24 protein-coding genes and 1 pseudogene are annotated in these 25407 nt (G+C 65.5%); 11 read left to right on the top strand and 14 right to left on the bottom strand.

Annotation, left to right across the window (positions count from 1 at the left end; translation table 11 throughout):
• Positions 1-232: pseudogene (locus tag AC1DUR_RS07135) on the top strand (IS4 family transposase); the annotation flags it as partial.
• A gap of 24 nt (positions 233-256) precedes the next feature.
• Here the strand turns inward: AC1DUR_RS07135 and AC1DUR_RS07130 are convergent.
• Positions 257-511 carry a DUF2917 domain-containing protein gene (locus AC1DUR_RS07130; RefSeq protein WP_477719043.1) on the bottom strand — a complete coding sequence of 85 codons (255 nt, stop codon included), beginning with the start codon at positions 509-511 and terminating at the stop codon, positions 257-259.
• A gap of 95 nt (positions 512-606) precedes the next feature.
• Here AC1DUR_RS07130 and AC1DUR_RS07125 point away from each other — a divergent pair, with 95 nt between their 5' ends.
• Complete coding sequence (locus AC1DUR_RS07125) at positions 607-1530, top strand: LysR substrate-binding domain-containing protein (protein ID WP_477719042.1); 924 nt, start codon at positions 607-609, stop codon at positions 1528-1530.
• Between the two features lie 40 nt (positions 1531-1570).
• Here AC1DUR_RS07125 and AC1DUR_RS07120 read toward each other — a convergent pair whose 3' ends face one another.
• Positions 1571-2527 (bottom strand): pyridoxamine 5'-phosphate oxidase family protein, encoded by a 957-nt coding sequence (locus AC1DUR_RS07120; protein ID WP_477719041.1) that lies wholly within the window; start codon positions 2525-2527, stop codon positions 1571-1573.
• Positions 2524-3201 (bottom strand): glutathione S-transferase family protein, encoded by a 678-nt coding sequence (locus AC1DUR_RS07115; RefSeq protein ID WP_477719040.1) that lies wholly within the window; start codon positions 3199-3201, stop codon positions 2524-2526. The genes AC1DUR_RS07120 and AC1DUR_RS07115 overlap by 4 nt, the downstream gene beginning before the upstream one ends.
• Before the next feature lie 171 nt (positions 3202-3372).
• Between AC1DUR_RS07115 and AC1DUR_RS07110 the strand changes: the two genes are divergently transcribed.
• The 3 genes from AC1DUR_RS07110 to AC1DUR_RS07100 all read left to right on the top strand — a co-directional run bounded on the left by AC1DUR_RS07110 (position 3373) and on the right by AC1DUR_RS07100 (position 7236).
• A complete protein-coding gene (locus AC1DUR_RS07110) occupies positions 3373-4263 on the top strand; it encodes a LysR family transcriptional regulator (RefSeq protein ID WP_477719039.1) in 891 nt (296 codons plus the stop codon).
• A 22-nt stretch (positions 4264-4285) separates the two neighbouring features.
• On the top strand, positions 4286-5665 hold the full coding sequence (gene gorA / locus AC1DUR_RS07105; protein WP_477719038.1) for a glutathione-disulfide reductase: 1380 nt from the start codon (positions 4286-4288) through the stop codon (positions 5663-5665).
• Positions 5666-5736: 71 nt separating this feature from the next.
• Positions 5737-7236 carry an AMP nucleosidase gene (locus tag AC1DUR_RS07100; protein WP_477719037.1) on the top strand — a complete coding sequence of 500 codons (1500 nt, stop codon included), beginning with the start codon at positions 5737-5739 and terminating at the stop codon, positions 7234-7236.
• A gap of 5 nt (positions 7237-7241) precedes the next feature.
• On the opposite strand, the gene AC1DUR_RS07095 is transcribed toward AC1DUR_RS07100, so the two are convergent.
• The 7 genes from AC1DUR_RS07095 to purT form a co-directional block, all read right to left on the bottom strand.
• Entirely contained in the window at positions 7242-8420 is a 1179-nt protein-coding gene (locus AC1DUR_RS07095; protein ID WP_477719036.1) for an MFS transporter, read from the bottom strand.
• 60 nt (positions 8421-8480) lie between these two features.
• On the bottom strand, positions 8481-9668 hold the full coding sequence (tcuB, locus tag AC1DUR_RS07090; RefSeq protein WP_477719035.1) for a tricarballylate utilization 4Fe-4S protein TcuB: 1188 nt from the start codon (positions 9666-9668) through the stop codon (positions 8481-8483).
• Complete coding sequence (tcuA, locus tag AC1DUR_RS07085; protein ID WP_477719034.1) at positions 9655-11061, bottom strand: FAD-dependent tricarballylate dehydrogenase TcuA; 1407 nt, start codon at positions 11059-11061, stop codon at positions 9655-9657. The genes tcuB and tcuA overlap by 14 nt, the downstream gene beginning before the upstream one ends.
• A 22-nt stretch (positions 11062-11083) precedes the next feature.
• Positions 11084-12076, bottom strand: a complete 993-nt coding sequence (locus AC1DUR_RS07080; protein WP_477719033.1) for a Bug family tripartite tricarboxylate transporter substrate binding protein — start codon at positions 12074-12076, stop codon at positions 11084-11086.
• A gap of 228 nt (positions 12077-12304) precedes the next feature.
• Positions 12305-13237 (bottom strand): LysR family transcriptional regulator, encoded by a 933-nt coding sequence (locus tag AC1DUR_RS07075; RefSeq protein WP_477719032.1) that lies wholly within the window; start codon positions 13235-13237, stop codon positions 12305-12307.
• Positions 13238-13593: 356 nt separating this feature from the next.
• Positions 13594-14688, bottom strand: a complete 1095-nt coding sequence (locus AC1DUR_RS07070) for a mechanosensitive ion channel family protein (RefSeq protein WP_477719031.1) — start codon at positions 14686-14688, stop codon at positions 13594-13596.
• Positions 14689-14723: 35 nt separating this feature from the next.
• Positions 14724-15932, bottom strand: coding sequence for a formate-dependent phosphoribosylglycinamide formyltransferase (gene purT / locus AC1DUR_RS07065; protein WP_477719030.1), 1209 nt, complete (start codon positions 15930-15932; stop codon positions 14724-14726).
• A gap of 243 nt (positions 15933-16175) precedes the next feature.
• Here purT and AC1DUR_RS07060 point away from each other — a divergent pair, with 243 nt between their 5' ends.
• The 5 genes from AC1DUR_RS07060 (at position 16176) to AC1DUR_RS07040 (ending at position 21001) form a co-directional block, all read left to right on the top strand.
• A complete protein-coding gene (locus tag AC1DUR_RS07060; protein WP_477719029.1) occupies positions 16176-17003 on the top strand; it encodes a siderophore-interacting protein in 828 nt (275 codons plus the stop codon).
• A 251-nt stretch (positions 17004-17254) separates the two neighbouring features.
• Positions 17255-18199: an ATP-binding cassette domain-containing protein gene (locus AC1DUR_RS07055; RefSeq protein ID WP_477719028.1), complete on the top strand. Its 945-nt coding sequence runs from the start codon at positions 17255-17257 to the stop codon at positions 18197-18199.
• A complete protein-coding gene (locus AC1DUR_RS07050) occupies positions 18199-19023 on the top strand; it encodes an ABC transporter permease (RefSeq protein ID WP_477719027.1) in 825 nt (274 codons plus the stop codon). Before AC1DUR_RS07055 ends, AC1DUR_RS07050 begins: the two co-directional genes overlap by 1 nt.
• A 68-nt stretch (positions 19024-19091) precedes the next feature.
• Positions 19092-19601, top strand: a complete 510-nt coding sequence (locus tag AC1DUR_RS07045; protein WP_477721492.1) for a hypothetical protein — start codon at positions 19092-19094, stop codon at positions 19599-19601.
• Entirely contained in the window at positions 19598-21001 is a 1404-nt protein-coding gene (locus tag AC1DUR_RS07040; RefSeq protein ID WP_477719025.1) for a GAF domain-containing protein, read from the top strand. The genes AC1DUR_RS07045 and AC1DUR_RS07040 overlap by 4 nt, the downstream gene beginning before the upstream one ends.
• 8 nt (positions 21002-21009) lie before the next feature.
• On the opposite strand, the gene AC1DUR_RS07035 is transcribed toward AC1DUR_RS07040, so the two are convergent.
• The 3 genes from AC1DUR_RS07035 to pcaH all read right to left on the bottom strand — a co-directional run bounded on the left by AC1DUR_RS07035 (position 21010) and on the right by pcaH (position 23341).
• Positions 21010-21726, bottom strand: a complete 717-nt coding sequence (locus AC1DUR_RS07035) for a hemerythrin domain-containing protein (protein ID WP_477719024.1) — start codon at positions 21724-21726, stop codon at positions 21010-21012.
• 278 nt (positions 21727-22004) lie between these two features.
• Entirely contained in the window at positions 22005-22595 is a 591-nt protein-coding gene (gene pcaG / locus AC1DUR_RS07030) for a protocatechuate 3,4-dioxygenase subunit alpha (protein ID WP_477719023.1), read from the bottom strand.
• 32 nt (positions 22596-22627) lie between these two features.
• Complete coding sequence (gene pcaH, locus AC1DUR_RS07025) at positions 22628-23341, bottom strand: protocatechuate 3,4-dioxygenase subunit beta (protein WP_477719022.1); 714 nt, start codon at positions 23339-23341, stop codon at positions 22628-22630.
• Positions 23342-23442: 101 nt separating this feature from the next.
• Here pcaH and pcaQ point away from each other — a divergent pair, with 101 nt between their 5' ends.
• Positions 23443-24420, top strand: a complete 978-nt coding sequence (gene pcaQ, locus AC1DUR_RS07020; protein ID WP_477719021.1) for a pca operon transcription factor PcaQ — start codon at positions 23443-23445, stop codon at positions 24418-24420.
• Between the two features lie 21 nt (positions 24421-24441).
• Here pcaQ and AC1DUR_RS07015 read toward each other — a convergent pair whose 3' ends face one another.
• Entirely contained in the window at positions 24442-25383 is a 942-nt protein-coding gene (locus AC1DUR_RS07015; RefSeq protein ID WP_477719020.1) for a class I SAM-dependent methyltransferase, read from the bottom strand.
• Positions 25384-25407: the final 24 nt, after the last annotated feature.

Below are 25407 nucleotides of genomic sequence, written 5' to 3'. Positions count from 1 at the left end.
CAAGCACACGGTGCAACTGTGGACAGAGTGGGTCTCGCGAGGCCTCTCGGCCACGAAGGATTGCGGGCGGCTATTCACGTTGATCGCACAATGCAGGGTCGGCCATCGACCCGGACGCATCGAGCCGCGAATGCGAAAACGAAGGCCCAAACCCTACCCCTGGTTGAAGGTGCCCCGCGACCAGGCTCGCCGACACGTCCAGAGGCATGGTCATGCCTATGAGCCAAAGTAAGTGCCATTCGGTTTAGATTTGGTTTTAGGGTTGGGAAGCAAAGGCGATGCGGCTGCAGGCGCCGTGGCGCCGCAGCCCGCTCACGTAGTAGTCGGCGGCCCGCTGCGCCACGAAGGCCTGGCCGCGGTCCAGCACGACATCGCCGGCTATGCCATCGCCGGTTATAGCGTCGCTGGTGATCCAGACACCGCCCCGGGTGCAGGTCACGGCCTCGCCGGGGTGCAGGTGCAGGGTTTGGGGAATGAGCCCGACCTTCAGCGGGAATTGCGATGCGTTCATGATGGTCTCCTTCAAAACTGTGATCTGATTCTTCTCTGGAACCGGCCCGCGTGGCCGGATGGTTTGTCATCCGGGGTATTCCAAACATTCATGCCATGCTCAACAGCTCTTCATCCCACTCCCTTCGCGCGATGTCACTCGACGCGATACGCGGCTTCGAGTCGGCAGCCCGCCACCTGAGCTTCACCGCTGCGGCCGAGGAGCTTTGCATCACGCAGTCGGCCGTGAGCAAGCAGGTGAAAAGCCTTGAAGATGCGCTCGGCATGGCGCTGTTCCTGCGCGGCGGCAAGGGGCTGAGCCTGACACCCGAGGGCCGGCAGCTCTATGAGGCGGCCCGTGCATCGCTGGCGCAACTGGCCACGGCCATTGACCGCCTGCTGGCCGTGGACCGGGTGTCGGTCTCAGTCACCACCACGCCGTCCTTTGCGGCGCTGTGGCTGGCGCCCAAGCTGGCGAAGTTTCAGGCGCTGGAGCCGGCCATCGATGTACGCGTCGATGCCTCGGAGGCCAGGCTCAACCTTGAGCGCGAGGGCATGGACCTTGCGGTGCGGCTGAGTCCGCTGCAGGCCGGCGTGGAAGGCCCGCCGCCCTTGCTGCAGGAACAGGTGATGCTCGTGGCGGCGCCGGCCATCGCGGCGCGCATCGCCTCCGCCGCGGACATACTGCACGCGCCGCTGCTCGTTTACTACGACCCGGCGATGCGCTTTTCCTGGATGTCCTGGACTGCATGGTACGAACGCCTGGGCCTGCGGCAGTCGCCGCAGCAGCCCTGCCTGTATTTCTCGCAGTACGAACATGTGCTCAACGCCGCCGTGCAGGGCGCAGGCGTGGCCATGGGACGCACGCCGCTGGTGCTGCCCCTGCTCAGGAGCGGCCAGCTTCAAGTGGTCCTGCCCGGCCAGACGGTCGAGGGGATGGGTTACCGCATCGTCGTCTCGGCCCACAGCGCGGAGCGGCCGGCCGTGCAGAAATTCCGCGCATGGCTTGAACGCGAACTCACGCTCGAGGTGATCGGCTGATCCCGTTCAGCGGCGGATTCCTGGAGACCCAGACAGTAGCTCAGGCCCAGGCGCCGGTGGCCTCCAGCACAGGTGACAGCTCCGCCCGGCCCCAACGCAAGGGCAGCGAGGCCTCCACCCGCTTCATGGACTGCACCTTGAAACGCAGCAGGCGCTGGGCGCCTTCAAAGGCCGCAACTTCGGGGCCATCCCAGATGATGTCTGCCGTGACCGCCAGGTACAGCAGGTCACCGCTGTCAAAGTCGATGAACAGCAGGCCGGCCCGCGGATTGACCGCAATATTGCCCAGCGTGTTGAAGAAGAAATTGCCCATGAAATCCGGCACCGTGAGCGTGCCGTCGGCGTCTACCCGCACAAAGCCGGGTTTGCCGCCGCGGTGCGACACATCCACCCCGCCGGCCCGCCCCGCGTCGTCACTGCCACTGTCACCCATATAGGCCGTCGCGATGAAGAAGGTGTCGGCCGCCGCGATCATGGCGCGCGCCGCATCGTCGAGCTGGCCCGCCTGATGCACCACAGGCTGCGCACGCGCACGGCCCAGGTCATACACCGGCTCGCGGGCCTGGATGTACTTGGGGCAGTTGCCAAAGCTCTGGCTCACCTGCACCGAAAAGCCCGCCGCGCCCAGGCCCTGCACCACGCCATTCATGCGGTTGCGCCGCCGCGTGTGAGGCTCCATGCCCAGCAGGCCGATGGCCACGCCTTCCGCCAGCGTGTCTTCCAGGGGGTCGGCCGGCAGGCGCTGCGCCTGCACCACCAGCCGCTGTGGATCGGGCGAGTGAATGAAACCAGGTGGCGCCGCGAGCACCGAGGCCCAGGGCTGGCCGGATGCGTCTGCCGTGCCGGCAATCACCAAGGGCAGCTGCTCAAAAAACGCGCGGTGCTGATCGGGCATGAAGTCCCGGATGACGCGCGGGCCGAGCTGCGCCATCCGCTCCCGCACACCCACCCGGGCCTGCACCGCGCGCTCGCCCTCGTGAAACGCGGATTCGCTCATGCTGCCAGCCCGGTGGGCGTTTTGACCATGGGGACAAAGCGCGGCAGGGCTTCGATGCGGGCCAGCCAGGCGCGCAGCCTGGGGTAAGGCTCCAGCGACACATTGCCCTCGGGTGCATGGGCGGTATAGCTGTAGTTGGCAATATCGGCCAGCGTGGGCGTGTTGCCGGCGAGAAACGCGGATTGCCCGAGCTGCTGCTCCATCACGGCAAACAGGGCATGCGCGCGGTCTATGGCGGCGTCCGGGCTGTCGGGCCGCTTGAACAGCTGGATGACGCGTGCCGCGGCAGGCCCGAACGCCAGCTGGCCGGCCGCCACCGACAACCAGCGCTGCACGGCGGCCGCAGCCACGGGCTCGGTCGGCATCCAGGCGTCTGCGTCCTGCGCATAGCGCCGGGCGAGGTACACCAGGATGGCGTTGGAATCGGCCAGGGTCACGTCGCCATCCTGAATCACGGGTACCTGACCGAAGGCGTTCATGGCCAGGAATGCAGGTGTTTTATGCGCCTTGGCCGCCAGGTCAATCTCCACCCGCTCAAATGGCAGGCCCAGCAGCGACAGGAACAGCTCCACCCGGTGGGCGTGGCCGGAAATGGCAACGCGGTAAAGCTTGATGGGCTGCGCCGGGAGCGCCTTGAGGCTTGCGTTGGGGGTGGCGGCGGCAACTGCGTTCATGCGGGTCTTTCAAAAGGGTTAATGAAATGGAACAAGGTGAAAGGGAACAAGGGAACGGTGAATTCGAATACGGTGGATTCTGTTTGATCCGTTAATTTGAATAAATAGCTCATATAGGATTTAACTAATCCCTAAATCGGATTAATTTCAAGCACGGGTTACCATGGCGCCATGGACAAGCTCAGGGCCATGCAGGCTTTCATTCATATTGCCGAAGAAGGCAGCCTGACCGCTGCGGCCCGCGTCATGGAGTCGTCGCTGCCCGCCATGGTGCGCACGCTGGCCGGCTTCGAAGCGCAACTGGGCGTGCGCCTGTTCAACCGGACCACGCGACGCATTTCGCTGACCGAGGAAGGCCGGCGGCACCTGGAGAGTTGCCGGCAATTGCTGGCCGCGCTGGATGATGCGGAAGCAGCACTCACGGCGGAGGCCGGCGAACCGACGGGCCACCTGACCATCACCGCGCCCGTGCTGTTCGGGCAAATGCATGTTGCCCCTGCCGTGACGCGCTTTGTGCAGCAATACGAAAAAATGCGCTGCTCCATGGTGCTGCTGGACCGCGTGGTCAACCTGCTGGAAGAAGGCATTGACGTGGGCATACGCATTGGCGAGCCCGAAGACTCCACGCTGGTCGCGCAGACGGTCGGCCACATCCGGCGCCTGGTGGTAGCCAGCCCCGCCTGGCTGCAGCGCCACGGCGTACCCCGGCATCCCAAAGACCTGCTGAAGGCCAACTGCGTGCGTGTGACCGAGCATGCCCTCACCTGGGGGCCGTTCAATGACCAGGGCCGGCCACTGCGCCTGGCCGTCAGTGGTAATCTGGAGTTCAACCAGAATGCGCCGGCCGTTGCGGCTTGCGTGGCCGGTGCGGGTTTGGGCATGTTTTTGTCCTACCAGGTGGCGCCGTTTCTGCAAAGCAAGCAACTGTGCACCGTGCTGGAGGATTTTGAGCCGGCGGTTCGCCCGATCAACGTGGTCTACCCGCACGCCCGGCTGCTGCCCATGCGCACCCGGGTGTTCATCGAGTGGATCAAGAGGGAACTCAAGGACTTCCAGTCCTGAAGACAGAAAAAGGAAAAAGCGCATGCAAACTTTTGATTTTGACCTTTTCGTCATCGGCGGCGGCAGCGGCGGCGTGCGCTGCGCGCGCATGTCCGCGCAGCGCGGTGCCCGCGTAGCGCTGGCCGAAGTCGCCGCCATGGGCGGCACCTGCGTCAACGTCGGCTGTATCCCGAAAAAGCTCTACAGCTACGCCGCCCATTACGGCGACAGTTTTGAAGAGTCGCTCGGGTTTGGCTGGGTCGGCGAGGCCCCCACCTTCGACTGGGACCTCCTCAAGGCCAACCGCGCCCGCGAGATTTCACGGCTCAACGGCGTCTATGTGCAGCTGCTCACGAGCGCCGACGTGACCATCATCGAGGGCTGGGCCCGCCTGCTGGATGCGCACACGGTGGAAGTCGACGGCAGGCGGTTCACGGCCAAAAACATCCTGGTCTCGACCGGCGGCACCCCCACCGTGCCCACAATCCCCGGCCGCGAGCATGTGGTGACATCCGACCAGATGTTCGACCTGAGCCCCTTCCCCAAGCGCCTGCTGGTAGTGGGCGGTGGCTACATTGCCTGCGAGTTTGCATCGATCTTCAACGGCCTGGGATCCCAGGTCACCCAGGTCCATCGCCGTGACAAGCTTCTGACGGGCTTTGACGACGACGTGCGCCGCTTCATTGCCGGGGAAATGAGCAAGACCGGCATCAACCTGCAACTGGGCACGCAAATAAGCACCATCACCAAAACTGACGACGGGCTGCAGGTTGAGGTGAAAGACCTGCAGGACAAGCCGGCCAGTTTCCTGGTGGACAGCGTGCTGTATGCCACCGGCCGCGCGCCCAATGCCAGCGGGATCGGGCTGGAGGCCGTGGGTGTGGCGGTGAACGAGGTGGGCGCGATCCAGGTGAATGCGCAGTACCAGACCTCGGTGCCCTCGATCTATGCGCTGGGGGACGTGACGGCGCGCCTGCAGCTGACGCCCGTGGCACTGGGCGAGGCGATGGTGGTGGTGGACCACCTGTTCGGCCCCACCGCCGGCAACACGCCGCGCAGCATGAGCTACAACTTCGTGCCCACCGCCGTGTTCACCCATCCCAATATCGGGACGGTCGGGTATTCGGAAGCCGACGCCCGCGAACAATTTGGCGCCATCCGGGTGTACCGCACCGACTTCAAGGCGCTCAGGCACACCTTGAGCGGCAGCACGGAGCGCACGCTGATGAAGCTGCTGGTCGACGACGCCACGGACCGCGTGGTGGGCCTGCACATGGTGGGACCGGACGCGGGCGAGATCGTGCAGGGCTTTGCCGTGGCCATGAAGGCGGGGGCCACCAAGGCGGTGTTTGACAGCACCATCGGCATCCACCCCACGGCCGCAGAAGAGTTTGTGACCATGCGGGAGCCGGTCAAGGCCTGAGAACAGGCTCTGAAGGCGCCCGCCCTGCGGGCGATAGCTCTATGATGGAATGAAATCAAGAATTCCCCGCCATGTCCTACCTGCCCCCCTTCATTGCCCCGACCCGCTACTCCGACCCCGCTGCCGCGCTGGCGCAGGTGTGCGTCATCTATGACCAGCAGATTGCGCACCTGCGCGATGCCATGCAGCGCTATGTTGCCGGAGAAACCCTGCCCGGCCATGTGCGCGCCTGCTACCCCTTTGTGCGCATACACACCGACACGGTGGCGCGCGCCATTCTGGAGACGCCGGACATCGCCCAGCTGAGCTATGGCTTTGTGGCCGGGCCCGGCCGCTTTGAAACCACGCTGACGCGGCCCGACCTCTATGGCGAGTACTACCTCGAGCAGTTTCGCCTGCTGATGCAGAACCATTCGGTCGAGCTCGAAGTGGGCACCAGCACCCAGCCCATCCCCGTGCATTTTTCGTTTGCCGAGCATGACCATATCGAGGGCCACCTGAGCGTGAAGCGCCGCATGCTGATGCGTGACGCCTTCGACCTGCCCGACCTGAGCGCCATGGACGACGGCATTGCCAACGGCACCCACGAGCCGCGGCCGGGCGAGCCGCAGCCGCTCTCGCTCTTCACCGCCGCGCGCGTCGACTATTCGCTGCAGCGCCTGCGCCACTACACCGGCACTTCGCCCGAGTGGTTCCAGAACTTTGTGCTGTTCACCAACTACCAGTTCTACATCGACGAATTCGTGCGCCTGGGCCACGAAGCCATGGCCGACCCGGACAGCGAGTACATCGCGTTTATCGAACCCGGCAATGTGGTCACGCGGCGCGCCGGCATGCCGCCCATCACGGGCGACGAGCTGGGCATGGCGCCGCCGCGGCTGCCGCAAATGCCGGCCTACCACCTGCTGCGCGCCGACCGCACCGGCATCACCATGGTCAACATCGGCGTCGGCCCGGCCAACGCCAAGAACATCACCGACCACATCGCCGTGCTGCGGCCCCACGCCTGGATCATGCTCGGCCATTGCGCCGGCCTGCGCAACAGCCAGCAGCTGGGTGACTATGTGCTGGCGCACGGCTATGTGCGCGAAGACCATGTGCTCGACGAAGAGTTGCCGCTGTGGGTGCCGATCCCGGCGCTGGCCGAAATCCAGAAGGCCCTCGAGCAGGCCGTGGAACACGTGACCCACCTGCAGGGCCCGGACCTCAAACGCATCATGCGCACCGGCACGGTGGCCTCCACCGACAACCGCAACTGGGAACTGCTGCCCGGCAACCAGCCGCAGCGCCGCTTCAGCCAGAGCCGGGCCATTGCGCTTGACATGGAAAGCGCCACGATTGCCGCGAACGGCTTCCGCTTTCGGGTCCCCTATGGCACCCTGCTGTGCGTGAGCGACAAGCCGCTGCACGGCGAGATCAAGCTGCCCGGCATGGCCAACCACTTTTACCGCGAGCGGGTCGACCAGCACCTGCGCATCGGCATCCGCGCGGTGGAGCTGCTGCGCGGCGAAGGCATCGACCAGCTGCACAGCCGCAAGCTCAGGAGCTTTGCCGAGGTGGCGTTTCAGTAAGAGCCTCAGGACGGCTCAGGCTGGCGGCGCAACAGGGGGCGCATGGCCAGCAGGCCCAGCGCCGGCCCGACACCCAGCCAGGGCAGCAGCGACGCCAGCGCATGGCGCTGTGTCAGACTGGTGAACAGCTCGATGCTAACGATGGAAATCGCAAAGCCTATGCTGTTGGTCAGCGTCAGCACGCTGCCCACCGCCTGGCGCGGCGCATTGCTGGCGGTGAGCGCGGAAAACTGCGGCGAGTCGCCGGCCACGGTGATGCCCCACACCAGCAGCCACAGCGCGAACCATACGGCCGGCGCGCCAATGAGCCAGGGCGCCAGCAGGCAGCACAGGCCGCTGATCGCCAATTGCCCGCACGCGACCCGCGCGCTACCGATTTTTTGTGCGACCCATCCGCCACCCATGCAACCGATGGCACCGGCACCCACGACGCCAAATGCAGCCAGCGACAGCGCCGCCCCGTTGAGCCGGCTGGCCAGAATCAGGGGCACCAGCACCCACATGGTGTAGAGCTCCCACATGTGGCCGAAATAGCCCAGGACCGAGGATCGCACACGCCAGTCGGTCCACAGCGTGGCCAACGCGCGCCATTCCAGCGTGCTGCGCCGCACCGGACCCGCAGGGGGCTCGGGCAACAGGCCGTACAGCAGCACACCGCCGGTAGCGGCCAACGCGGCAACACCCAGCATGACGCTGGGCCAGGGCAATTCACCGCTCAGCCCACGCAGCGCATGAGCACTGGCCGAACCAAGCACCAGGGCACCAATCAGCAGGCCCAGAGCGGCACCCAGCCCGCGTGAATACCATTGCGCGGCAATCTTCATCCCCACCGGGTAAATGCCCGCCAGAAAAAAACCGGTCGCCGTTCGCCAGACCAGCAGGGCCGTGAACTCGCGCACCATCCACCAAGCCCCCACGGTGCATAGGGCACCGGACAGTGAGCACACCAGAAAGACCCGCCGGGCCGGAAAGCGGTCGGCGACGGCCAGGACGGCAAAAACCAGCGTACCCACGATAAAACCAAGTTGCAGCGACGAGGTCAGCGTGCCGACGGCGGATGCCGGCCATCCGAGTTCACGCTGCAGGTCCGGCATCACCGCATTGACGGCAAACCACAGCGAGGTTCCGGCAAACTGCGCCAGTACCAGCACGGGCAGCACATGACGGGGAACGGCATCGTTCATGGGCTGGACTATATCCCGCACCCCCCGTCCATCCAAACTGCCGTTTCGTTGATGGGGCGCTCAGTCTTCGCTGAGCCGCAGCCCGGTGGGCAGGCGTTTTTCCGTCGTCCACTTCAGCAGGGCGGCGCAGCGGTACACCCCATGCGCAAATTTTCCGTACGGCAGGGTGGCAAACAGGGCCATCACCGCGCCCAGATGAACCGCCAGCAGCAGGGCCATGGCCGATGTGTCGCGCCAGGCCAGCAAGGCCAGGCCGGTCAGGCTGGTCAGAAACAGCAGGGCGATGAATCCGCGGTCCATCGGTTTCTGGGCCGCATCGCCGTGCTGCGGGTGGCGCCGCAGGTTGAGCCACAACAAACCCGCCGGGCCCAGCAGCAGGCCCACACCCCCCACCGTCCCCAGCAATACCGGCAGGCTGTTCAGCGCATAAGGCGCCTGCAGGCCCAACAGATAGTGGTAAAGCGTGGCCACCGCAGTAGCGGCAAAGCACAGCATGAAACCGTAGAAGGTGAGATGGTGAAAGCGCCGCCGCCACAGCGTCCACGCGTCGCTGTCGTTGTTGCAGCCCTCGCCATGCCCGCCGTCGAGGTATTTCAGGCGCAGCGCGTCCACGGTGGCCTCGACCGCCGCTTCCCGCTTCATGACTTCAACCGTGGCGGCCCCCGATGCGTCGCCTGGCGCCACGTCACGCCAGAACTTGCGCACGCCCAGTGCCAGCGCCAGCGCAGCAAACAGGAAAATCGGCGCGAACATGGAGACCAGCAGGTTGTGCGGAAAGATCGCATAGAAATTTCCCGCCAGCGGTTCATGCAGCAGCGTGCCCTTCATCACCAGGGCGAGCACCAGGAACAGCGCCAGTCCGGCGGCCAGCGCCAGTGCCAGCGTCAGGCCGTTGCGCTTGTACAGCGCCCCCAGGGCGGGCGGCCAGGCGTAGTCGGCATAGGTCTGGCCGCGCACCTGCGCCATGGCCTGCGGCACGTTGACGGCAAACTCGTGCGGCGGCGCGTACTGGCAGGCATGCAAGCAGGCGCCGCAGTTGTGGCAGAGGTTGGCCAGGTAGTGGATGTCGGCCTTGCCAAACTCGAGCCGGCGCGTCATGGCCGGGAACACGGCGCAAAAACCTTCGCAGTAGCGGCAGGCATTGCAGATCTGCATTTGCCGGCCGACTTCGGCCTCGAAAGGGGTCAATGGCAGGTCACCGACCGCCAGCGCGCGCGCTTCGCGGGTCAGGGCTTCAAGCTGCTGCATGTCGCGCTCCGTGATTCAGGGCCGCCCGGGCGGCCTGGGTGCCGGCAATCCGGCCAAACGCCGTGCCGATGGTCATGCCGACGCCGGCGGTGTAGCCCTTGCCCAGCACGTTGCCCGCCATGATTTCACCGGCGGCAAACAGGTTGGAACTGGGTTGACCGCCAAAATGCACGGCCGCCTGGTCGTTGACCTTCATGCCCAGGTAGGTGAAGGTGATGCCGGGCTTGAGCGCATAGCCGTAAAACGGGGCCGTATCCAGGGGCCGGGCCCAATGGGTCTTGGCCGGGGCCAAGCCTTCGGTATGGCAATCGTCGAGCACGGCATGGTCGAAGGTGCCGACGCGGCAGGCCGTGTTGTAGTCATTCACCGTGCGCAAAAACGCCTGCACGTCCAGGCCCAGCTGGCACGCCAGCTGCTCCAGCGAATCGGCTTTTTCGCCGGGGAACACCGGCGGCATGAAGCGGCCCACGGCCTTGGCATCGATCACCGAATAGGCCAGCTGCCCGGGCTGCATCGCCACCAGCCGGCCCCAGATGGCGTAGCGCTTGGGCCAGAAGTCCTCGCCCTCATCGTAAAAACGCTGGGCGTGTTTGTTGACCACCACACCGAGCGAGACACAGTCGACGCGGGTGCAAATGCCGCCGTCGTACAGCGGTGCGCGCGCGTCAATGGCGACCGAGTGGCTTTGCGTCGGATCGCCAATGGTGTCCGCCCCCTGGGCCATCAGGTCGCGCAACAGCACGCCCTGGTTAAAGCGCGTGCCGCGGATGGCAAAGTTGTCGGCCGGCCACTCGCCCGCTTCATTCTGGCCCCAGGCTTCGCGCAGCCACTCGCGGTTGGACTCGAAGCCGCCGCTGGCCACCACGCAGGCGCGGGCCTCAATCCGCTCGGCGCCGCAGTGCGCGGCCACGAAGCGGCCATCGCGCAGTTCCAGGCGATCGACGGGCGCGTCATAGCGGACCTGCACACCGAGGCGCCCGGCACTGCGGTAATAGGCGTTTATCAGCGCCTTGCCGCCGCCCATGAAAAAAGCATTGGTGCGCGACAGGTGCAGCGTGCCCGACAACGAGGGCTGAAAGCGCACCCCGTGCCGGCGCATCCAGTCGCGGCAGCGCGACGATTCGCGTATCGCCAGGCGCGCCAGCTGTTCATTGGTCTGCCCGCCCGTGACCTTGAGCAGGTCCTGCCAGTACTCTTCTTCCGGGTAGGCGTCGGTCAGCACGTCCTGCGGCGACTCATGCATGCAGCGCAGGTTGCGCGTGTGGCTGGAATTGCCGCCACGCCACTCGCGCGGCGCCGACTCCAGCACCAGCACGCTGGCGCCGGCCTCCCGCGCCATCAAGGCGGCACACAGAGCGGCATTGCCACCGCCAATCACCAGGACATCCAGCATCTCTTGCGACTCCCTTTGACGTTTAATCGGCGTGGATGCCGGCGCGCTTGACGATGTCGCTCCAGATCTTTTGCTCGCTCGCGATAAACGCGGCAAATTCGCTGGACGGCCCGCCGCCGCCAACCGCGTTGTCCGTGGCGAAGCGGGCGGTGACGGCCGAGGACTTGAGGGCCTTCAGCGACTCTTCCTGCAGATGCTTGACGACGTCCGCGGGCGTGCCGGCCGGCGCCAGGATGCCGTACCACTGCGAGGTCTCAAAGTTCCTGAAGCCCATCTCGGCCACGGTGGGCACATCGGGCAGGCCGGAAATACGCTGCGCGGTGCCCACCGCGATGGCGCGCAACTTGCCGCTCTTGATGTGCGCGCTCAGGGCCGGCAGGCCGGCTGACGAGGCTTGGGTACGACCCGAAAGCAGATCGGTCAGCTGCGGGCCGGTGCCGCGGTAAGGAATGTGCGTGATGAACATGCCGGTGACCAGCTTCAGATATTCCATGGCCAGATGCCCGGCGCTGGCATTGCCGGCCGAGCCGTAATTGAGCTGACCCGGGTTTTTCTTCACATAGGCGACAAATTCCTGGAAGTTTTTGGCCGGTACATCCGGATGGATCACAAAGACATTGGGCACCTTGGCCAGCAGGGTCACCGGGATGAAATCCCTGTTCACGTCATAGGGCTGGTTTTTCAGCATGTAGGGATTGACGGCGAGCGTGCCCACATGCCCGAGGATGATGGTGTGCCCGTCGGCCGGGGACTTGGCCACCTCCTGCATCGCCACCGTGCCCGCCCCGCCCGGCTTGTTTTCCACGTAGACACTTTGCCCCAGCTGCTTGCTGAGCTCGGCGGCCACCGAGCGCGCGACGATTTCAGAAGTGCCTCCCGGTGCAAACGGCACCACAAAGCGAACCGGCCGCGACGGCCATGCCGACTGCCCCAGCGCATACGGCAAGGCCAGCGCCGAGGCGCCCAGGCCGGCGGCCTGCAACAGCACACGCCGGGAAATGGAAGGGCTCATCATGACGGGTCTCCTTGTAGTAATTGAAGCTGAAGCGCGGCGAACGGCGCCAGGAAATGACACCTGTGACACTCGATACATCTGAGGCACCCATGACGCCGGGACCGCCGGCGTTGATCACCCGGCCGGGTTGTCAGCCACGCTGGAATTTAGCGCCAAAACACCGGCAGGCCTAGCGGGTCGGCGGCATGGGGGTATCACCAATCGTGATGGCAACGCGCCGAGTTGGCCTCAGGCGTCCACCAGCCGGGCGCCCAGCCAGCGGCCGGAGCGCACGGCCTCGGTCGCGCAATCGGCCAGCACCACGCGCGCCGCCAGGGCGGCGGGCGACAGCTCGTCGTCCGACAGGCTGCACAGTGAATTGACGCGGCGCGCCAGGGGGTCGGAGATTTGCGCCAGATGAAAGCGCTGCGTCGCATCGGTGAACCGGCTCACCGCGGCCCAGGGCTGCAGCGTGCAGCCGAGGCCGTTGTCAACCGCATCCATCAGCATGGCCAGTGAGTCGATTTCGGCCACCAGCGTGGGCTTGCATTTGGCCCGGGCAAAGGCACTTTCGATCGTGCTGCGCAAGCCGTGCGTGCCGGTGGGCAGTATCAGCGGCAAGCCCGCCAGCTGCGCCACACGGATGCGGTCGGCGGGTTTGCCCGCCAGCGTGCGGCGTGACCGGATCAAAAACAGCTTTTCCTCGAGCAGGGGCATCACGCTCCAGCGGCGCCCCGCCTGGGTGTTGAACAGCATGGCCAGGTCCAGCTGGCGGGCATTGAGCATGGCCGTCAGATGGCCCGACAGGCTTTCCACCATATGCAGGCGCACATCGGGGTAGCGTTCACGCATGGCGCGGATCAGCGGCAGGCCCAGCACGGCGGCCGTAGTGGGCGCCATGCCCACGCTGACACTGCCCGACAGGCGCGACTGCTGCGCCGCTCGCGCCGCCTGCTCGGCGTGGCGCAGCACCAGTTGCGCCTCGCGGAAAAACGCCATGCCGGCCTCGGTCGGGGTCACGCCCTTGGGGCTGCGCTGGAGCAAACGGGTGGACAGCTCGCTCTCCAGCCGGCTGATCTGCTGGCTCAATGCCGATTGCACGAGGTCCATGTCCAGCGCGGCGCGGCTGATGCTGCCCAGCTCGATCACCCGGACCAGGTAACGCAGTTGGCGCAGTTCCATGCAAAATCCTCCGGTGGGTTCAACCTAGAAACGGCAGTTGGATGCGTCTGAGTGCGCCGTGATCGGCGTGCCAGGCAAGGCGTGACAACGCAGTGGGCTACTGCCCGCAAGGCGGAGCAACGCCGCATGGTGCGTCGAGCACGGTGCAATCGGACGCATAGCGCTGTCACCCAGAAGGTGAACGCGATCGAAGAGGGGAAAGTCAATGGGCATGCGGCTTTCCTGAAGTTTGTGAGCGGTCAACTGCTGTTTCTAGGTTCAACCATCACCTTTCGTGATGCCCTTGATCATCGCATGCGCGCCCTGCCTGTCCGCGTTGCCTGACTGCCTTGGGCTGCGGGCCTGCGGGCTTTGGCTCAGCCGGCCAGCCCGCCCGCCGCGTTCTGCCCTGGCTGCGGCGCTTGCGCCAACTCGGCCCGCATGCGGGGCAGGTATTGCGGGTACTCGCGCTGCATGAAATCCACCAGCGCCTCGCGCACCTTGCAGCGCAAATCCCAGTTCAGGCTGGAGTTGGCCGACGTGACCAGCAAGCGCAACTGCATGCTGTGCTCCCCCGCCTCCACCACCTGCAGCAGGCACAGCCGCTTGTCCCATTCAGCAGCCGCTTCACAGGCCTGCAGTGCGGCGTGACGCAGCGGCTCCATCGGCATGCGGTAATCCACCCACAGCAGCACGGTACCGATGATTTGCGCGCTGTTCCGTGTCCAGTTCTGAAAGGGATTTTCAATAAACCATTGCAGCGGAACGATCATGCGCCGCTCATCCCAGATCTTCAGCACCACATAGGCACCGGTGATTTCCTCGACCCGCCCCCACTCGCCCTGGACGATGAGGACGTCGTCAATGCGGATGGGCTGGGCCAGCGCAATCTGCAAGCCGGCAATCAGGTTGCTGAAGACGGGGCGCGCGGCAATACCGACCACCAGCCCCGCCACACCGGCCGAAGCCAGCAGGCTGGCCCCAAACTGCCGGGCACCGGGAAAGGTCATCAACATCAGGGCCAGCCCGGCCATCAGCACGACGAACATGAGGGTGCGCGCCAGCATGCGAGTTTGCGTGTGGATGCGGCGGGCATTGAGGTTGTCAGCCACATCGACCGGATGCAAGCCAATCACACCCAGCGCTGCCCCGCGGGCCGCGCGCATGCCCGCCCAGGTCAGGGTGGCCAGCAGTAACAGGCCATTGGCATGGCGTATTCCGCCGATCAGCGAGAAGGCATCGGGCGCGCTGTGCCACACGACCTGCAGGGCAATCAATGGCAGCAGGAACTGCGCAGGGGACCGGCATTGCTCCGCCACTTTGGCCAGCACCGGCATGGAACGCGTCACGCGCAGCACGATGGCGGCACCGATGCGGGCCACCACCAGCGCCAGCACAACGCTGACACCGGCTGCCAGCACGATGCGCAGCGACGAGTCGTCCACCCAGGCGACGAGCTCAGACAGGTTCATACCGCAGCCTCATACCGCAGCCCTGTCAGCATGCATCAGCCCTTCACCACCCGGGGCTTGACCCGGGACGCGGCCAGCTTGGCGTTGGCACGCGCCACCTCGACATCGGCATCAAACGCCAGTGCCACGCCCATGCGGCGCTTGACGAAACTCTCGGGCTTGCCGAACAGGCGAATGTCGGTGTTGGGCACGCGCAGCGCGTCGGCCACGCCGTCAAACACAATGCCGTGGGCGTCCACGCCGCCGTAAATCACTGCGCTGGCGCCCGGGCTCTTGAGCGCGGTGTTGACCGGCAGGCCCAGGATGGCGCGCGCATGCAGCTCGAACTCGCTTTGCCATTGCGTGGCCATGGTGACCATGCCGGTGTCGTGGGGGCGCGGGCTGACTTCGCTGAACCACACCTCGTCGCCCTTGACGAACAGCTCGACGCCAAAGAGACCCTGGCCGCCCAGGTTGTCGGTGATGGCTTTGGCAATGGCCCGGCTTTTTTGCAGGGCGGCCTCGCGCATGGGGTGCGGCTGCCAGCTTTCCACGTAGTCGCCGCTGACCTGGATGTGGCCAATCGGTTCGCAAAAATGCGTTTCCACCTGGCCGTCAGCGCCGAGGGCGCGCACGGTGAGCTGCGTGATCTCGTAGTCAAAGTCGATGAAGCCCTCGACGATCACCCGGCCGTGGCTCACGCGGCCACCGGCCATGGCGTAGTCCCAGGCGGTTTTCACGTCGGCGGGGCCGGCGATCTTGCTCTGGCCCTTGCCCGAGGAGCTCATGACCGGCTTGACGATGCAGGGGTAGCCGATTTTTGAATCGATGGCGGCCTGCAGCTCCTGCAGCGAATCACAAAACACATAGGGGCTGGTCGGCAGGCCCAGGGTCTCGGCGGCCAGCCGGCGAATGCCTTCGCGGTCCATGGTCAGGCGGGCGGCGCGGGCCGTCGGGATCACGCGCACCGTGCCAGCGGCTTCGAGTTCCTCGAGCATGGCCGTGGCGATGGCCTCGATCTCGGGCACGACCAGGTCAGGTTTTTCCTTTTCAATCAGCGCCTTGAGCTGAGCCGGGTCGCTCATGGTGATGGTGCGCGCATGGTGGGCAACCTGCTGGCCGGGCGCATTGTCGTAGCGGTCTATTGCAATCGTTTCCACGCCCAGGCGCTGCAACGCAATCAGCACCTCCTTGCCCAGCTCGCCCGAACCGAGCAGCATGACTTTGGTGGCATGGGGGGACAAAGGGGTTCCGAAAGTGGTCATAAGCGCAGAAGGTAGAAGTGGGAGAAATGGGAGAAAAGGGGAACGGCGGCCGCAAGGCTGGGCGCCTGGGCACCGCTTGGGCTTACTTTACTGCACAAGCCCCGCAGCCCCGGGTAGGACGCCGGCCCGCTTTGCCCCTGCAAAGCACCGGTCATTGCAATCAGATGATAATAATTCTCAATTAGAACGTTTCTCCGTTTCTCCCTCAAGCAGCGCACGATGCGCCGCTCCTCTGAAAGACACATGTCCACCACACCCACTTCGCCCTCCACCCCCGCCGCAGCCCCTGTATCCGAGGCCGCGCCGCGCAAGCGCCGGCCGCCGCGCCGCGTGCAGGTCACCCGCGTGCAGACCCTGAGCCCGCTGATGCGCCGCATCACCTTGCAAGGCGCGGAGCTTGAAGGCTTTGAGGTGGGCGACCCAGCCAGCTATATGAAGCTGATTTTTCCCGAGCCTGGGCAGACCGAGCCGGACCGCCCACTGCCCGACGGCCCGAAGCCGAAGGCCATGCGCACTTACACGCCGCTGGCCGTGCGTGCGGACGTGCACGAAGTCGACGTGGACTTTGTGCTGCACGGCGACGGCCCCGCGTCCACCTGGGTCGCGCAGGCGCAGACGGGCCAGGTGCTGTTTTTGATGGGGCCAGGCCCGGGCTACAAACTCGCGCTGGACGCACCCGTGCACGTGCTGATAGGTGACGACAGCGCCCTGCCCGCGTTTGAAACCATTCTGGCGAGCTTGCCCGCAAGCGCTCAGGCAAAGGTGCTGGTCGAAGTGGTCGATGGCACCGAAGAGCGCCCGCTGCAAAGCGCCGCGAAAGTGGACGCACGCTGGGTGGCGCGCGGCGCCGACAACACCCAGGCCGGCCAGGCGCTGGAAGCCGCCTTGCGCAAAGCCGGCGCGCCCGCCGCGGATGCCCGCATCTACCTGGCCTGCGAAGCCGCCGCCATGCGCCGCATACGCCAGTTGCTCATTGAAGAACTTGGCGTGGAACGCAGCCGCATCGTGGGCCGCGGCTACTGGAAGCTGGGCACGGTCAATCACCCGGACCACGACTACGGCGAAGATTGAGCCCCCACGCTCCCCCACTTCGTGTGGGTCGCTGCCCCCCGAGGGGGCCGCCCGCCTGCGGTCTGGCAAAGCCAGTCCCGCGGCTCATGCTTGGTTCAAGAGTTCAGTGGCGTAACCCAGTAGGGTATTTCACCAGTGGGGGCCGCGGGTCCGGCTTTGCCGGCCCCAGGCGCCGCCCCCTTGAGGGGGGAACAGGCTACACGCAGTGAGCCTGGACGGGGGTGTGGTTATAGAGTGGGCACAATGGCCGCATGAGCAAGCCCCTGTTTGAAGTCGCCGGCCTGAGCAAGCATTACGGCGACACCATCGTCGTCAACCAGCTGTCTTTCAGCATCGCACCGGGCGAATGCCTGGGGGTCATAGGCCCCAACGGCGCCGGAAAGACCACCACCATACGCATGTGCCTGGGACTGACCGCCCCCGATGCCGGCAGTGTTTCCTATTATTCCAACGGTCATGCGGCAGGCACGCTGCAGATGCCGCAGGACGCGCTGGCCATCAAGGCGCGCTTGGGCATCGTCAGCCAGTTCGACAGCCTGGACCCGGATTTCAGCTGCGCGGAAAACCTGCTGGTGTTCGGACGCTACTTCGGCCTCAAGGACGCAGTGATCCGGGAGCGGATTCCGCGGCTGCTGGAGTTTGCCGCGCTGACGCACAAGGCCAATGCCAAGCTCAGTGAACTCTCGGGTGGCATGAAGCGGCGCCTGAGCCTGGCCCGCGCGCTGGTCAATGACCCGCAGTTGCTGATGCTCGACGAGCCCACCACCGGCCTGGACCCGCAGGCCCGGCACCTGATGTGGGAGCGCCTGCAGCGGCTGGTTCAGCAGGGCAAATCGATTTTGCTGACGACCCATTTCATGGACGAAGCCGAACGCCTGTGCAACCGCCTGCTGGTGCTGGACCACGGCAAGAAAATGACCGAGGGCACGCCGCGCGAACTGATTGCGCAAAACCTCGAACCCGATGTGGTGGAGGTTTATGGAAACGGCGCCCTGGCGCTGGCCGATTCACCCCTCAAAGCGCTGGCCGCGCGCACCGAAGTCAGCGGTGAGACGGTGTTCTTTTACACGCTGGATGCCAAGCGCCTGCTGAACGCGCTGACGGACTTTCCGCAGTTGCGCACGCTGCACCGCCCGGCCAATCTTGAGGACCTGTTCCTGAAGCTCACCGGCCGCCAAATCAGGGAGGAAGGCTGATGTCCGCCATACCGGGCGCCCCGACCGCAGGGCAGGCACTGCTCAGGCCACCGCAAATCAGCCCGCGCTGGCTGCCCGTCTTCCGCCGCAACCTGCTGGTCTGGCGCAAGCTGGCCATTCCCAGCCTCGTCGGCAACATCGCCGAGCCGCTGATCACGCTGGTGGCCTTCGGCTACGGGCTGGGCGCGCTGGTCGGGCAGGTGCAGCTCAACGGCACGGCCATACCCTACATCCTGTTCCTGGCCAGCGGTTCGATTTGCATGAGTGCGATGAACGCCGCGTCGTTTGAGGCGCTGTATTCGGCGTTTTCGCGCATGCAGGTGCAGCGCACCTGGGACGGCATCATGAATGCGCCAGTGCGGCTCGATGACGTGGTGTTTGCCGAAATGCTGTGGGCTGCCTTCAAGTCGCTGTTCACCACCACCATCATCCTGGTGGTGATGCTGGCGCTGGGCATCAGCCACAGCCCCATGCTGCTGCTGGCCTGGCCGCTGCTCGGGCTGGTGGGCATTACCTTCTCCAGTATTGCGCTGATCTTCAACGCACTGGCCAAGGGCTATGACTTTTTCACCTACTACTTCACGCTGTTTCTCACGCCAACGATGTTCCTGAGCGGCGTGTTTTTCCCGCGCGACCAGTTGCCGGGCGTGATGCGGGTGATCTCGGACTGGCTGCCGCTGACGGCGGCGGTGGAGCTGGTGCGCCCCTTGTTTCTGGGCCAGTGGCCGGCGCAGGGACTGCAGCATCTGGCGCTGCTGGTGTTTTATGCGGCGGCGGGCTTCTGGATTGCGCTGGTGCTGACGCGCAAGCGGTTTCGCAACTAAGAGCCTGTTCACGATCTGCAGGGGGTCGCACCTCAACGCCCCTACAATTTGGCCGCATGAACGCTGCCATGCCCGATACACCGGCGCCGCTGCTGCCGCCAGAGCTCGTCACCATGATGGGCAAGGGCGTGTCCGTCATCGTGAGCGCCTGCAGCCTCGAGATGCGGCCCAGCATCATGCGGGCGGTGGGCTGCGCGATTGCGCCGGCTGGGCACAGCATCACGGTGTATCTGTCGCGGCAGCAGTCGCGGCAATTGATCCAGGACATTGCCAGCACCGGACGCATCGCCGTGGTGTTTTCCGAGCCGAGTTCGCACCGCACGGTCCAGGTCAAGGCCGCGAGTGCGCGCATCCGCTGCGCCGAGGCCTCGGACGAGCCGGCGCTGGACTGCTATGTGGCGTCCATGGAAGAAGAAATCCAGCGGGTCGGTTACGCGCCGGTGTTTACCCGGGCCATGCTGGCGCGCCGGCTGGATGACCTGGTGGCCATCAGCTTTGAGCCGGCGCAGGCGTTTGACCAGACGCCCGGCCCCCAAGCCGGTGCGCCGCTGCCCCATGGCCCCGGGAGTCCGTCATGAACGCAGCTCAATCGGCGCAGTTGGCCCCGGAACCCTGCCTGGCGGACATACGCCCCTGCCTGGAGGGCGCCATCCCGGCCGTCATGGCCACCTGCGCGCTGGACGGCACGCCCAATGTGGCCTATATCTCGCAGGTGTTTTATGTGGACGAACGCCATGTGGCGCTGTCTTTCCAGTTCTTCAACAAGACGCGCAAAAACATCCTGGCCAATCCTTACGCCACGGTGCTGGTGTTGCACCCGGTCACGGCGGCGTTTTTCCGCATGCACATTCGCTACCTGCGCACCGAAACCGAAGGCCCGGTATTTGAGGGCATGAAGGCCCAGCTGGCCGGCATCGCGTCGCACAGCGGCATGGCGGGCGTGTTCAGGCTGCAGGGCTCGGACATCTACGAAGTGCAGGCGATCGAGTGCATTGCCGGCGAGCCCCTGCCCGCCGCCCCACCGCGCGCCAGCATGCTGACCGGGCTGCGCCGCGGCAGCGAGCGGCTGTCGCGCTGCACCGGGCTGGGGGAGCTGCTCAATGCCGCGCTGGCGACGTTGACCGATTTTGTGGGCATTCAGCATGCGATGGTGCTGATGCTGGATCCGGCCACCCAGCGGCTCTACACCGTGGCCAGCTGCGGCTATGCCACATCGGGTGTGGGCTCGGAAATTGAAATGGGCCAGGGCGTGATTGGCGTGGCCGCGCGGGAACGCACCCCGGTTCGCATCGTGCACATGAGCAACGCCTACGCCTACAACCGGGCCATTAAAACCGGCCTGGGCGCCAGCGCGCCTGAGCTGATGCTGGAGACCGACATTCCCTACCCGGGCCTGGCCGAGCCGCACAGCCAGGTGGCGGCGCCCATCGTTTCTGTCGGCCGGCTGCTGGGCGTGCTGTTTGCCGAGAGCCCGAACGACCTGCAGTTTGGCTTTGAAGAAGAAGACGCGCTGGTCGCGCTGGCCGGTCACTTGGGGGCGGCCATCGACCTGATGCAGGCCGGTCCGGAGGCCGCCGAACTGGCGGACGCCGCACCGCCGGCGGCAGCGGGGAACCGGCAGGCGGAAGGCCCTGGCGCCAAGGCAGGTGGTGCGGCCCTGCAGCTGCGGCGCTTCCAGAGCAACGACAGCGTGTTTGTCAACGACAGCTACCTGATCAAGGGCGTGGCGGGCGCGATCTTCTGGAAGCTGGTGACCGACCATGTCCGGCTGGGCCGGACCGAGTTTTCCAACCGCGAGCTGCGGCTGGACCCGGCCATTCACCTGCCTGACGTGACCGACAACCTCGAAGCGCGCCTGTTGCTGCTGCAACGCCGCCTGGCGGAGCACGGCCCGCACATCCGCATCGAGAAAACCGGACGGGGCCGCTTCAGGCTGGCGGTGCAGCGTCCGCTGGTGCTGGCAGAGGTGGCGACCTGAGCCTGCCCCTATGCAGTCGGCAGCCCGAGGCCGCGGGTGAGCTTGGCCCACTCCCGGTCGCTCAGGTGCGGCCTGACAGTGTCCAGTGCCGCGGCAAAAGCCGGCGCCGGTGCGTGCGCCCGCATATCGGCCATCATGGCGATGCGCTCGGCCGGGTTCATGAAGGGCACCAGCCAGCGCACGACGTACATCATTTCCTGCGGCGGGATGGAGGCGACCAGGGCGGCGTGGAGCTCGGCCAGTTCGGCGTCGGTGTAGCGCGACCAGAGCACTGCGTTATGGGCCGTTTCCTCCACATGCATGTGCTGGAAGTTGTCGGCGATGAACAGTGCCAGTTGCCGGTACAGCTCCAGCGCCGCGCCGGCGCGCTGCTTCGCCTCCAGCTTGAGCAGGGCACAGGCCAGGCCGCTCAGCTCGCCAATGTGCCGCTCATGCTCCTCGTGCTCATGGGCGATGGCCTCGCTGGCACCGGGGGCGCGCGCCTCCATGGCCGCGTGAATGAACGCGTTCTCGTGCTGAAGGTGCGAGGCGCAAAAATCCAGCAATTCCATCACCCGCTGGCTGGCCTGGGCCAGCTCCAGCGCATCGTCGGTGTCCGTGCGGCCCAGCGCCAGCAGGGTATCGGCCATCAGTGCGCGCAAGGCCTTGTGAATGCCGGCGTACAGGTCCAGGCGCGGCGCATCCTGCGCGGCGACCTGTAGCATTTCCTGGGGGGTGATGTTCATGGGGCTTTTCTTTCTCAGGCGACTGCCTGCTTGGAGGCTCCCCGGCGTAGCGCCACGCGCCAGCAGTACCGAAAAACCATGCCAAAGTCTAGAAAGATGCGCCTGCCGGCATTGCTAAAAAATGCCTACGGCAACCCTAAAAAAACCTTAAACCGCCTCAGGTAAAGGCAGATGCAGATGCAGAGGCAGAGGCAGCAGGGGCGGCGCTGCGCTTGCCAGTGTTCCCGGTGGCTCCCGCCGCCAGCCGCGTCCCGGCACCACCCTTTCAAAACGCTCCGTCAAAGGTCGAAGAAAACCGTTTCCTTCTCACCCTGCATGTGGATGTCAAAGCGGTAAACCGGCCCGGCGCCGGTCATCTCACGCTTGGCAATCAGCGTGGCGCGGCGCTCGGCGGGCACGCTGGCCAGCACGGCGTCCTGGCTGTTGGCAGCGGCTTCATCGTCAAAATAAATGCGGCTGAAGGTGTGCACCAGCAGGCCGCGCATGGTGACGCAGACATTGATGAATGGCGCCTGCCCCGGGGCGGCAGCACCGGGCTTCACGGTGTCAAAGGCAAAGTGGTTGTCCGGCAGGGTGCCGGTGCCGCAGCGGCCAAAGCCGGTGAAGCCTTTGGCCTGGGCATCGGCCACTGAAGCGACGGGCTGGCCGCTGGCGTCGGGCTGGCTGATTTCGACCATGGCGTCAAGAACGCTCTGGCCTGCGCCGTCGAACACCTGGCCGGTGATGCGGATGTGTTCGCCCTGCGCGTTTGGCTGGGCCAACACCGGGGTGAACAGGCTTTTGAGGTCGTAGCCGTATTGCGTGGGTGTGAGGCCGTAGGCAAAGAAGGGGCCGACGGTTTGCGAGGGGGTCTGTTTGAGTTGGCTCATGGTCGTGTTCCTGCTATTCCTGATGTTCCTGCTTATTCGAAACGGGTGGCCCGGGGGCCGCGCAGCACGATGTCAAACACATAACCCAGCGCAAAGTCGGGCTGGGTGACGTCGAGGCTGAACTTGGCCACCATCAGTTCGCGCGAGTCGGCCGGCACGCCCTGGTACATCGGGTCGTAGGCAAACAGCGGGTCGCCCGGAAAATACATCTGCGTCACCAGGCGGCTGGCGAAGTAGTCGCCGAACAGCGAGAAGTGAATGTGTTGCGGCCGCCAGGCGTTGGGGTGGTTGCCCCAGGGGTAGGCGCCGGGCTTGATGGTCATGAAGGTGTAGCGGCCGTCGCCGTCTGTCATGCAGCGGCCGGCACCCAGGAAGTTGGGGTCCAGCGGCGCGTTGTGCTGGTCCACCTTGTGCACATAGCGGCCGGCGGCATTGGCCTGCCAGACTTCGACCAGCGTGTTGCGCACGGGGCGGCCGTCTTCGTCCATGACGCGGCCGGTGACGATGATGCGTTCACCCAGCGGCTCGCCGTTTTTCACCGCATTTTTGGTCAGGTCATGGTCGAGCGGGCCGAGTTGATCGCTGCCATAGACCGGCGCATTCAGCTGGGCCAGCGCCAGCTTGATGGGCACCAGGGGTTGTTTGGGGCCGCGCAGCAAGGTTGATTTGTAGTACGGGTAAATGTGGGATGGGTGGGCGGCCCAGTCACGCGGGGCGAGATAGCTGGTTTGAAGGTCGCTGCTCATGGGGTCTCCTGTTTCAAGTGATGGATGACTTTAGTCAATATCAATGGTTATGTATATTGATATTTATTGCACTTTTCCATAACCAATGGCTATAGTTACGCATGATTGACGAGCGCATTAAATTCCGGCATTTGCAGTGCTTTCTGGCGGTGGCCCAGCATGGCAGTTTGCAGAAAGCGGCGGGGGTGCTGTCGATCACGCAGCCGGCCGTTTCCAAAACGCTGAAAGAACTGGAGGCCCTGCTGGCGGTGCGCCTCTTTGAGCGGGGCCGCCGTGGCGCGGTGCTGACGCGAAGCGGCGATGCCTTCGCGCGCCACGCCGGAGCCAGCGTGAGTGCGCTGCGCGAAGCGGTGGCCAGCGTCGCGCCCACCCGCCCGCACGGCAGCGAAGTGGTGACGCTGGGCGTGCTGCCCACGGTGGCGCCGCAGCTCATGCCCGCGCTGCTGCTGCAACTGGATGCGGCGAGCCGCGTCAGCCGCCCGGCGGGCTTGGTGGGCTTGGCTTGCAGCCTGCGCATCCATACCGCGCCGAATCCGGCCCTGCTCACGCAACTGCGCCAGCGCGAGCTGGATCTGGTGATTGGCCGCTTTGCCGAGCCGGCCCACATGGTGGGCCTGACCTTCGAGCATCTGTATGCCGACCCGCTGGTGCTGGCCGTGCGGCCCGATCACCCGCTGATCCGGGACGCTGCCCTGCGCTCCGATGCGCTGGCGCACCTGCCAGCTTTCACGGCTATCCTGCCCACGCAGGGCACGGCGATCCGGCACACGGCCGACAGTTTTTTGCTGACGCGCGGCCTGGGCCAGCTGGTGCGCACGGTGGAAACGCTGTCAGTGACCGGGGCGCGCAATTACACCGTGCGCAGCGATGCGGTCTGGTTTTCGCCCCGTGGCGCGGTGCAGCAGGACCTGGACAGCGGCCTGCTGGCGACCCTGCCCGTGAGCATGGCGGGCACCGAGGAACTGGTCGGCATGAGCCTGCGCGCCGACATGGCTCCCACCGTTGCCCAGGCCGAAGTGATTGGCGCCCTGCGCCTGCTGGCGGCCGCACACCGGGGCCTGGACGCGCCTGCGGGGTAGGCGGCCAGGCGGCTGGAGCGCTCAGGCAGCTACGGCGGCGGTTTGCGCGGTCACCGCAAAACGCGCCGTCAGCTCGTCCAGCCCCAGGGTCTGCAAAACCTCCTGCAGGCGCGCCTGGGCTGCACGGGTTTTGGCCGCGCTGGGCGTGGCGGGCAGGCTGGCCAGGATCAGTTCGTTTTTCATTGAATGCTCCCAGCCCACCAGCTCGGTCACCGTGACCTGGTAGCCGTTGGCCTCGAGCTGCAGGCAGCGCAGCACGTTGGTGATCTGGCTGCCGAACTCGCGCGTGTGCAGCGGGTGCCGCCACAGCTCGGCCAGCGGGGTCTTGGCCAGGTTCAGCGCCCGGCTCTTCTTGAGCACGCCCGCCACCTCGGCCTGGCAGCACGGCACCAGCACCATGTGCCGCGCATGCTTGGCCAGGCCAAAGGCAATGGCGTCGTCGGTGGCCGTGTCGCAGGCATGCAGGGCTGTCACGATGTCAATGCGCTCGGGCAAGTCGGCCGACGTGGTGGCTTCCGCGACTTTCAGGTTCAAAAACGACATGCGTTCAAAGCCCAACCGTGCAGCCAAGGCGCGGGACTTGTCGACCAGTTCGGCGCGGGTTTCAATGCCGTAGATGTGCCCGGCATCCTTGCGGCCCTGGTGCGCGACATTGAAAAACAGGTCATAGAGGATGAAACCCAGGTAGGACTTGCCGGCCCCATGGTCGGCCAGGGTGGGCGCCGGATGGGTGGCCGACACCTCATTGAGCAGGGGCTCGATGAACTGGTAGAGGTGGTAAACCTGCTTGAGCTTGCGCCGGGTGTCCTGGTTGAGCTTGCCCTCGCGCGTGAGGATGTGCAGCTCCTTGAGCAGTTCAATCGACTGCCCTGGGCGCAGCTCTTCAATGACCTGCGCAGCGGGCGCAGGCTTTCCAGTGCCTTTTGAAGGTTTTGCGGCGCGCGCGGTGCTGGAGGTTTGCATGGCTCCAATTTTAGTGGGGCGGTC

The sequence above is a fragment of the Polaromonas sp. P4_F4 genome (genome assembly GCF_056401355.1).
This window is presented reverse-complemented; position numbering and strand designations above follow the sequence as displayed.